Source organism: Streptomyces sp. sk2.1, from assembly GCF_008120935.1.
In the GTDB taxonomy this organism is placed as follows: Bacteria; Actinomycetota; Actinomycetes; order Streptomycetales; family Streptomycetaceae; genus Streptomyces.
Window position 1 is genome coordinate 122,327 of sequence record NZ_RDBO01000055.1, and the last position, 9,581, is coordinate 131,907.

Sequence of the window (9,581 nt, forward strand, 5' to 3'; positions counted from 1 at the left end):
GATAACCCTCCGGCTGTTGACGCCGATGTGACTGCAGTCTCTCCCCCGGAGGAGAGAGCGCCCCTTGTCCCTGCTGGAAAAACCCAGCTCAGCGACAAGGGGCACAGCTGTTCCCACAGAATGCACAAGATCCGGCACCCGCTGTGGACAACTCCCGCCACAGACGATCACAACTGGTCCGATCCGGACGACCAGGAGCCTGATCCGGGCAGCCACAGCCCCCGGCCCGCACAGCCCCTGTCCTGCGGAGCTCCGCCCGCACGGCCCCGCCCGCACAGCTGCCGGATCCGGCGCGGGCCTCCCGCGCGGACCTCCGCGCGGCGGTCCGCTCAGGTCAGCGCGGCCGTTCTGGCGACGACGACGAAAACCACGGCCGCCAGGACGAGGGCACAGGTGCCGTACTGCACCAGATCGCGCCGCTCCCGGGGGGCGTGCACCATGCCGATCGCGATCAGCGTGCCCGCGATCAGGCCGCCGACATGCGCCTGCCAGGCGATTCCACCCCAGGGGTTGAACGTGATGACCAGGTTCACCGCGAGGAGCACGAGGACCGGACGCATGTCGTAGTTGAGCCGGCGCATCAGCACGGCGGTGGCACCCAGCAGGCCGAAGATCGCTCCGGAGGCACCCAGCGAGCCCTGCACGGGCGCGGAGAGCCAGTAGGTGAGGGCACCGCCCGCCAGTCCGGAGATCAGATAGAGCGCGAGGTAGCGGGCGCGGCCGAGCGCCGCTTCCAGCGGGCCGCCGAGCCACCACAGGCCCAGCATGTTGAACAGGATGTGCCACATCTCCTGGTGCAGGAACATCGACGTCACCAGCCGGTACCACTGGCCCTCGGCCACGCCCTCCAGCGGGCCGCCGAAATGGGTCGTGGCCCGGCCGAGCAGCATCAGCTCCTCGACCAGCGCGTCGCCCTTCACCAGCACCGCGAGGTACACGGCGACGTTGAGGCCGAGGAGGACCTTGGTGACGAGGCGGGGATCGGTCGTGATGCTGCCGCCCGCGACGGTGCGCGGCCGGTTGGCGGCCGGGCCGTGCCCCGTACCCGATCCCTGGCGGACGCAGTCCGGGCACTGGAAGCCGACCGAGGCGTCGACCATGCACTCGGGGCAGATCGGGCGCTCGCACCGGGTGCAGCGGACGTTCGCCTCGCGGCCGGGGTGGCGATAGCAGCCGAGCGCGCCCTCCGCGGCGGACGGGTCCGGGCCCCCCGGCGGCTGCTGGTCCATCGGTCCCATGGCTTCCCGGTCCCTTCGGTCCTCTGCGCGGCGGCACGCACGACGCCGCCCTGCTCGCCCCGGTACACAACAAGTACCGCTCTGCAACAAGTACGGACGAGCAGGGCGTTTGGTTCCCGAAAGGATGATCAGAGCGTGATCATCAGATGACCCGCGGCGATCAGCGGGTCTCGATGACGACCGACTCGATCACGACGTCGTTCACCGGACGGTCCGTGCGGGGGTTGGTCCGGGTGGCGGCGATGGCGTCCACGACCTTCTTGCTCGCGTCGTCGGTGACCTGGCCGAAGATGGTGTGCTTGCCGGTCAGCCAGGCGGTCGGCGCCACGGTCACGAAGAACTGCGAGCCGTTGGTGCCCGGACCCGCGTTGGCCATGGCCAGCAGGTACGGCTTGGTGAAGGCGAGGTCGGGGTGGAACTCGTCGGCGAACTCGTACCCCGGGCCACCGGTGCCGTTGCCCAGCGGGTCACCGCCCTGGATCATGAAGCCGCCGATGACGCGGTGGAAGACGGTGCCGTCGTACAGCTTGTCCGTCGACTTCTTTCCGGTCTCGGGGTGCGTCCACTCCCGCTCGCCCTTGGCGAGCTCGACGAAGTTCTTGACCGTCTTGGGCGCATGGTTCGGCAGCAGCTCGATCTCGATGTCGCCCTGGTTGGTCTTCAAGGTGGCGTAAAGCTTCTCGGCCACGATCTGCCTTCCGTAAGTCTTCGGTGACGTGCAAGCCGTCGGTGGCGTCCGGGGCGTCCGTGCCGTTCACCGCACGGCCCCGACGTCCACCGTTCACCGCCCGGTCCTCGGTGACGTTCCGATCCTCGCACGGACCACCCGCCCCGTCGCCCGACCGCCGCCGACGGGGCGCCGCGCTCACCTCCCTGCCCGATTCCGCGCCCCGTATGGAGTCGCGGGCACGACCGGCTCTCTCCGCCCCGTCGCGGCATCGGCACACCGCCCCTGCCGCTTCCTCGCCGCTCCCCTGCCGCGACTTCCCTGCCGCGACGAATGCGGCCAAGTGCGTGACGAAGCGGCGCGGACCGGATCGAACCATGGCATTGTCGGCATCAGGCTCCCCTTGCACCGCATGGCCCGAAGGCATTTCCAGTGACCCGGATGTCCCGGACACCCCGGATGCCCCGGATGCCCGCCCCGCATGCCGTACCGGAATCCGGCGGGCATGATCTCGGAATGGGTGGAAAGGCGGAGTACCACCCGCCACCAAGGAGGAGGATCCCGTGACCCGCATCGACAGCGTGCGCGCCGCAACCGACTCGGCGAAGGACAGCGTGCAGCACGCCGCGGAAGTGGTGGCGCCCTACGCCGAAACGGCCAAGGACCAGGCCGCACACCTCGCGCACGAGGCCCGCACCCGGCTCGCGCCGAAGGTGTCCAAGGCGGCTCATCAGGCCCGTGTCCAGTACGACGCGCATCTCGCCCCCCGTATCGAGATGGCCCTCACCCACGTACCCCCCAAGGTCGACGAGGTCGGCCGGCGCGCGGCCCTGCACACCCGGCGGGCCGCCCGCACCGCGGCGGACTACACCGTGCCGCGCGTCGAGCACGCGATGGCCGTCGCCCAGCCCATGGCCGAGGAGGCGACGGCCCGCAGCGCCGCCGCGCTGGCGGCGCTGCGCGGGCAGGTCACCGCGCAGGAGATCCGGCAGCTGGCCAGGAAGCACGAGCGGCGGGCGCGGGCCGGGCGGCTCTTCAAGGGCTTCGTCGTGGTCGGCATCGTGGCGGGCGTCGCCTACGCCGCCTGGCGGTGGTGGGACAAGCAGGCCAACCCCGACTGGCTGGTCGAACCGCCCGCCCCCACGGAGGTCTCCGACCGGCCGCCGCTGACCTCGGTCGACGGCAGCGGCCCGGCCCCGCTCGACCCCGACGCCCGTACCGAGCGGGCCGAGGACGAGGGCAACGGGACCGGCGGCCCGGACGACCGCCGCTGATCCGCCCCCGTCACGCCGAAGCCGTACCCATAAGGAGCCGTGCCCGCCGGAGCCGTTGTCCACAGGACCCCGGGTTCTTGTGGGCACGGCTTCGCCCTTCAACGCACGAAACCCCCTCCTCCTGCGTTTCCACAGGAGGAGGGGGTTTCGACGAGTGGAGCCTAGGAGATTCGAACTCCTGACATCTGCCTTGCAAAGGCAGCGCTCTACCAACTGAGCTAAGGCCCCGAAAAAGGACAGCACCGGACGCTCCGGCATCCTGGCCACCGCCGCAGAACCACAGTACCGGGTACCCCCCGCATTCCTGCAAAAGGATAGGGACTCCCGGTCGGCGACCACTCTCCGTAAGATGCTCGACGAGGTTCGCAGCAGCGAAGCCGCAGCGAAGGGGAGACGCCATGGACGCAGCGCAGCAAGAGGCCACCGCAAGAGCCAGGGAACTTCAGCGCAGTTGGTACGGGGAGCCCCTCGGCGCACTCTTCCGCCGGCTGATAGACGACCTCGGTCTGAACCAGGCCCGGCTCGCCGCCGTCCTCGGGCTGTCCGCCCCCATGCTCTCCCAGCTGATGAGCGGCCAGCGGGCGAAGATCGGCAACCCCGCGGTCGTCCAGCGCGTCCAGGCGCTCCAGGAGCTGGCCGGCCAGGTCGCGGACGGCAGCGTCAGCGCGGGCGAGGCCACCGACCGCATGGAGGAGATCAAGAAGTCCCAGGGCGGCTCCGTCCTCACCAGCACGGGCCAGACCTCCCACACCGGCGGCGCCCCCACCGTCCGGCGCGTGGTCCGCGAGATCCAGTCGCTGCTGCGATCGGTCGCGGCGGCCGGCGACATCATCGACGCCGCCGACTCCCTCGCCCCGACCCATCCCGAACTGGCAGAGTTCCTCAGGGTGTACGGCGCGGGGCGCACCGCGGACGCGGTGGCGCACTACGAGGGGCACCAGAGCTAGGACCGTCCGCCCGGATCGGGCCGGGCAATGCCTCCGAAGAACCGGTCGTGGGACCGGACGTCGTGGGACCGAAACGGGAACTGGGAGCGGGCACAGCGCAATGGGTGAGGTCTTCGCCGGTCGGTACGAACTGATCGATCCGATCGGACGTGGTGGGGTCGGCGCCGTCTGGCGTGCCTGGGACCACCGGCGCCGCCGTTACGTGGCGGCCAAGGTCCTCCAGCAGAGCGACGCGCACACACTGCTGCGCTTCGTGCGCGAACAGGCGCTGCGGATCGAGCACCCGCACGTGCTCGCCCCGGCCAGCTGGGCCGCCGACGACGACAAGGTCCTGTTCACCATGGACCTGGTGAGCGGCGGTTCGCTGGCCCATGTCATCGGCGACTACGGGCCGTTGCCTCCCCGTTTCGTCTGCACCCTCCTCGACCAGCTGCTGTCGGGGCTGTCCACGGTGCACGCGGAGGGCGTCGTGCACCGGGACATCAAACCGGCCAACATCCTGATGGAGGCGACCGGTACCGGCCGCCCGCATCTGCGGCTGTCCGACTTCGGCATCTCCATGCGCAAGGGCGAGCCCCGGCTCACCGAGACCAACTACGTGGTGGGGACGCCCGGTTACTTCGCCCCCGAGCAGATGATGGGTGCGGAACCCGACTTCCCCGCGGACCTGTTCGCGGTCGGGCTCGTCGCGCTGTACCTGCTCCAGGGGAAGAAGCCCGACGCCCAGGCACTCGTCGAGCACTTCGCCGCGCACGGCACCCCGGGGGCCCCGGAAGGGATTCCCGAACCGCTGTGGCAGGTCCTGGCAGGGCTGCTGCAGCCGGACCCGCAGGCCCGCTTCCGTACCGCGACGGGCGCGCGCAAGGCGCTGACGGCCGCGGTCGAGATGCTGCCCGAGCCCGACCCCGACGACGAGCCCGTCGAGGTCTTCGACCAACTCGGGCCGCTGCCCGAGGGGTTCGGCCCGTCCGGACCGGTCACCGCCCCCGCGCAGGAGCAGCAGGGCGCACAGGGGCCGCAGGGCGCACAGGGCATACCGGGCCCGCAGGACGGCCGGTCCGCCCAGCAGGGGCCGGTGAGCGGGCAGTCCTACGCCCAGCCCCCGGTCTCGATGTCGGAGACGGGCAGCTTCCATCTCCCGCCGCCCCCGCAGCAGCCCACACCGCCGCCCCAGCAGGTCCAGCAGCCTCAACAGGTCCAGCAGCCTCACCCGACTCCCTCCTACGCCTCGTCCGCGTCGGAGTTCTCGCAGGCCCCCACGTCCGCCGTGCGTCACGACCCGGTGGCCACCCGGGCGTACACCGCCGGGCAGCCGCAGGTCCCCGCGCCCGGCACCTCCCCGCACTCCGCAGTGCCCGCACCCGCGCCCGCGCACGCCCCGCAGAAGCGGCCGGGACCGCCCCTGAAGGTGGCGGTCCCGATCCTGGTGGTGGCGTTGATCTGCTTCGCGGTGGGCATCTGGGCGCTGACCCGGAGCTGAGGCCCTTCGCCCGACCCGGGCCTGCCCGCCGAGGGCGGGACGGCCCGGGTCGGACACGGCCGGCTACCAGGTCTGCGGCGGGCTCCCGTACGGCGACTGCCCGTCTCCGGCCGGGGCGGCCGGGACGGCCGTCGCGCGGCGCCGCGCCAGCAGCGTCCACACGCCGAGCCCGAGCACCAGCACCGACCCCGTGCCGATCCCGGCCGCCCCGATCAGCTTCATCCGGTCGCTGTCGGCGGCCTGGGGAGTGCTCTTGCCGTCCCTCGCCATGTCCCTGTCGTCCTGCGTGACCGAGAAGGGACCGGCGTCCCCGGTGTAGGGCGACTCCTCGGCCTTCCCCTCGACCTTGATCCTGAGGGTCAGCGGAATCGCCTTGTCGCCGTAGGCCTTCGCGATCTTCGGGTTGAGCGTCACCGAGAGGTAGTACCAACCGGCGAACCGCATGGCGCCGACGCTCCCGTCCGAGTCGTAGCGGTTCTCGTACGCCACCGGGGGCAGCGGGTCCAGCGACACGGACGCGGGCTTCCCGGAGTACGACAGCGGCGACGCGGAGTCGACGTGGCCGTGCGCCGGGTTGTCCAGGGACATCGTGAGCGCGCTGCTGACGTACTCGTCCGAGGCGTTGTTGTTGCTCAGGTCGGCGGTGGCGAAGACCTGCTGCCCCCAGTCCACCGGAATCCGGTAGAAGAGGGTCTGCCCGGGCCGGATGCCGTCCTTCTCCTGCCACTCGCCGGTGTCCAGGCCGGTCGCGTCGTAGTAGCTGGTGCCGCCCGACCGTTTCTGCGGGGCGGCGGTGGGCGGCACGGGGGAGGCCGACGGCCAGTCGTCCGGCGCGTCGGTCGGCATCGAACCGGCCGACTTCAGCTGCGGCTCCGACGCGTAGCGCAGCTCCAGCTCCCACGCGTCGGGGGTCGACGTCGCCTTGCTCTCCCGCTCGATCAGGACGTTGTACGTCCCGGCCTCCTGGCAGGTGCTGCTGCCCTTCTCCATGAGCCGGTGGGCGTACGCCGCGATCGGACGCGGGAACTCCGCCGACTCGAACCGCGCGTCCTCCGAGCTGCACCGCAGGTCCGCGCTGTCCCGGATGCTGACCGTGATGCCGTCCCCGTAGGCGACCTGGCCGCCGCCCTCGGGCACCGCGACCGCCGAGACGTAGGCGTTCGTCTTCGCGTCGAGGTTCAGGCGGTAGTAGAGCTTCTCACCGGGCTTGATCGAGCTCCGGTACACCAATCCGGAGGTCAGCGCCGGGGCCTCGGTGCTGACCTCCGCACCGTCGATCTTCTTCGCCCCGGGGTCGAAGGCGTACGCGCCGGCCTCCCCGGCCGCGTACGCCTGCCCCGGCAGCGCCGCCGCCGCGCACATCGCCGCGACCGCGGCCAGCGCCACCCGGCCCCTGTTGCGCTGCCTCATCACGCGCTTCCCCTCGTCGTCCGTGCGGCCCGTCCGCGACGCCCGCGCACGAACACGAACCCCACGGCCACCACCACCGCGGCGCCCGCCCCGACAGCGGCCGCAATGCCGGTCCATCCTGCCCCGCCCGTACCGCCGCTGTCTCCGGCGCCGGTCGAATTGCCCTCCTTGTCCGGCTTCTTGGCCGCGACGGGTGCGTTGTGCTCGGGACCGGCCAGCTCGTCCCCGAGCACCGACACCCGCAGCACCAGCCCGATCTGCGGGTTCTCCGCGATCTCCGCGGCCTGCGACCCCAGCGTCACCGAGATGTAGAAGTCGCCCCCTATGTGCACGGGACGGACCGCGGAGGGGTACTCGTAGCGATTGGTCCAGGCGACCGGCACGCCTCCCATCCGGATCACCGCGGGACGCCCGCTGTACAGCGTCGTCGGGCTGAACTCGCCGCCCCCGGAGACCGGGAACCGGGCGGGCGTGAACAGCCGGCTCGCCCCGTACGAGTACGTGGTGGCCATCCGCCCCACCGTGGGCTCGTTCGCGAACTCCACGTCGTAGCGCACCTGCTGGCCCCAGCCGACCGGGACCTTGTACCAGAGGGTCTGCGCCGGAAGGATCCGGTCGCGCCACACTCCTCGGCCGATCCTCCTCGCGTCGTTGAAGCCGGTGCCGCCCCGCACGTCCTCGGGCTCGCCGGTGGGCAGCACGGCGTCCTCGCCGCCCTCGCCGTACTCCGGCCGCGACTGGGCGGGGGTGACCCCCTTCCGCAGCGGCGCCTCCACCCCGTGGACGATTTCGAGCGGCCAGCGCGCGGCGTCCGGGTTGTTCCTGGTCTCCCGCTCGACCTTCAGCCAGTACCGGCCGGCCCGGTCGCAGGTTCCCCCTCCCTTCTCCGAAGGGATACGGGCCACCGCCGAGGTCAGCGGGGTCGCGCCCTCGTCCGGCCGCGGGAAGTTCGCGTTCTCCGACTGGCAGAAGCCGTCGGCGTCGTGCACGACGGTGGTGCGCAGCACGTCGAACATGTCGACGGCCGTTCCGGGCTGCGGCACCGCCGTCGCCGAGAAGTCCGCCGTCGAGACGGCGTCCAACTCGGCCGCGTAGTACCGGGTCTCGCCCGGCCCGATGGTGTCCAGGTACTGCCCGGGCACGAGGGCGGGCGCCTTCTCCCGGGTCGCCGCCCCCTCGATCCGCTCGCCCCGCAACCGGTAGCCGTCCGCGGAGAGTTGCGCCGCCCGTTGCAGCTGCCGGGCCAGGGCGGCCGCGTCCGGGGCGTCGTAGTAGCGGCCGTTGCCCGCGGCCGCGACGCATTCGAGCTGTTCGCGGGCGGCGCCCCTCACCTGGAAGCCCACCGTGTCGATCCGCAGCCCGACCCCCTCCTTGCCGAGCCGCTCGGCGACCTCGCAGGGCTCCGGCGCACCGCAGTTGTCCTCGCCGTCGGAGACCAGCAGGATCGTGCGGGTGCCGACGGCCCCGCCCGAGGGCTCCGGAAGGTCCTCGGCGGCCTTCTGCAGCGACAGGCCGATGGGAGTGTCCCCCTTGGGCCGCACGGCCGCCACGGCCCGCTTCACGGCCGCCCGGTCGAGTTCGCGCACCGGCCGCACGAGCCTGGTGTCCGTACAACCGCGGGCCCGGTCGGCGCCGTACACCCGCAGTCCGGTCGGATATCCGTCGGGGAGGCCGTCGACGACGGTGCCGACGGCCTTGCGGGCGCTCTCCATCCGGGTGCGCCCCGTGCCGTCGTCGTCCGCCATGGAGCCGGACGAGTCGAGGACCATGACCAGGCTGCCGGACGGGCCGTCGGCCCCGGACGCCGCCGGGGCCGCGAACGCGCCGCCCGCGGGTGCGGCCGCGGCCGGCGGCACCCCCGTCCCCAGGGCGAGCAGCGCCGCCCCGGTCCACACCCCCGCGACCGCGCCGCGACGACGGCGCCCCCTCCACCGGTCCCGTGTCTCCACCCCGTGCCCCCTCGACCGAAAACCCAGTTGTTTTGCTCAAGCAACTTATTGATTTGCTTGGGTGAACTCAAGAACACGGGCGTCACGGTCCCGCAACAGCACGAAGCCCCGGCCGCTCAGCGACCGGGGCCCGCAATCAGGCTGTTCTTGTCTCACACACCCGAACCTGCGGGCACGGAGTCAGTCGCCTCCGTCCACAGATCCTGCTCGGCGCGATCCGCCTGGATCTGGCGGTACACGAGGAGCCCGCCGATGGCGGCCAGTGCGACCAGGAGAAGCTTCTTCACCGCGCGACCTCGTCTTTCCTTGACGTAGGGGACTTCTGCCGCCCGACTATACACACCGACCGATATCAACCGGTGACCTCCCCGCGGCCCAACTGGCGCCCCGGGGAAAGCGATCTTCCGGGGACCGCCCGCCCCAGGTGGTGGGCGAGCAGGATGCCCTTGTGCAGTTCCACGGCCATGTCCGCGAGCTTGGCCTGGGTGAGCTGGAAGCCGCCGATCGGCCGGTCGAACTGCTCCCGGGATGCCCTTGTGCAGTTCCACGGCCATGTCCGCGAGCTTGGCCTGGGTGAGCTGGAAGCCGCCGATCGGCCGGTCGAACTGCTCCCGGG

General features: G+C 71.7%; 8 protein-coding genes, 1 tRNA gene and 1 pseudogene. 3 read left to right on the forward strand and 7 right to left on the reverse strand.

Annotated elements, in window-relative coordinates; genetic code table 11:
* Positions 1 to 329 precede the first annotated feature (329 nt).
* Complete coding sequence (locus EAO76_RS17795; protein ID WP_148837376.1) at positions 330 to 1,229, reverse strand: rhomboid family intramembrane serine protease; 900 nt, start codon at positions 1,227 to 1,229, stop codon at positions 330 to 332.
* Positions 1,230 to 1,398: 169 nt separating this feature from the next.
* Positions 1,399 to 1,926 (reverse strand): peptidylprolyl isomerase, encoded by a 528-nt coding sequence (locus EAO76_RS17800; protein ID WP_148836941.1) that lies wholly within the window; start codon positions 1,924 to 1,926, stop codon positions 1,399 to 1,401.
* Positions 1,927 to 2,468: 542 nt separating this feature from the next.
* Between EAO76_RS17800 and EAO76_RS17805 the strand changes: the two genes are divergently transcribed.
* Positions 2,469 to 3,179 (forward strand): DUF5324 family protein, encoded by a 711-nt coding sequence (locus EAO76_RS17805; RefSeq protein ID WP_148836942.1) that lies wholly within the window; start codon positions 2,469 to 2,471, stop codon positions 3,177 to 3,179.
* Between the two features lie 155 nt (positions 3,180 to 3,334).
* Here the strand turns inward: EAO76_RS17805 and EAO76_RS17810 are convergent.
* Positions 3,335 to 3,407 (reverse strand) — tRNA-Ala (locus EAO76_RS17810).
* 170 nt (positions 3,408 to 3,577) lie between these two features.
* Here EAO76_RS17810 and EAO76_RS17815 point away from each other — a divergent pair.
* Both EAO76_RS17815 and EAO76_RS17820 read left to right on the forward strand, forming a co-directional pair.
* On the forward strand, positions 3,578 to 4,126 hold the full coding sequence (locus EAO76_RS17815) for a DNA-binding protein (protein WP_148836943.1): 549 nt from the start codon (positions 3,578 to 3,580) through the stop codon (positions 4,124 to 4,126).
* A gap of 100 nt (positions 4,127 to 4,226) precedes the next feature.
* The gene (locus EAO76_RS17820; protein WP_148836944.1) at positions 4,227 to 5,606 is read left to right on the forward strand and encodes a serine/threonine-protein kinase; all 1,380 of its coding nucleotides are present in this window, start codon (positions 4,227 to 4,229) and stop codon (positions 5,604 to 5,606) included.
* Positions 5,607 to 5,669: 63 nt separating this feature from the next.
* Here the strand turns inward: EAO76_RS17820 and EAO76_RS17825 are convergent, their stop codons facing one another.
* The 4 genes and pseudogenes from EAO76_RS17825 to EAO76_RS46310 form a co-directional block, all read right to left on the reverse strand.
* A complete protein-coding gene (locus tag EAO76_RS17825; RefSeq protein WP_262375564.1) occupies positions 5,670 to 7,016 on the reverse strand; it encodes a hypothetical protein in 1,347 nt (448 codons plus the stop codon).
* Positions 7,016 to 8,893: a VWA domain-containing protein gene (locus EAO76_RS17830; RefSeq protein ID WP_399462453.1), complete on the reverse strand. Its 1,878-nt coding sequence runs from the start codon at positions 8,891 to 8,893 to the stop codon at positions 7,016 to 7,018. The genes EAO76_RS17825 and EAO76_RS17830 overlap by 1 nt, the downstream gene beginning before the upstream one ends.
* Before the next feature lie 224 nt (positions 8,894 to 9,117).
* A complete protein-coding gene (locus tag EAO76_RS45430) occupies positions 9,118 to 9,252 on the reverse strand; it encodes a DLW-39 family protein (RefSeq protein WP_003958712.1) in 135 nt (44 codons plus the stop codon).
* 101 nt (positions 9,253 to 9,353) lie between these two features.
* A pseudogene (locus EAO76_RS46310) lies at positions 9,354 to 9,494 on the reverse strand (acyl-CoA dehydrogenase family protein); the annotation flags it as partial.
* Positions 9,495 to 9,581 lie beyond the last annotated feature (87 nt).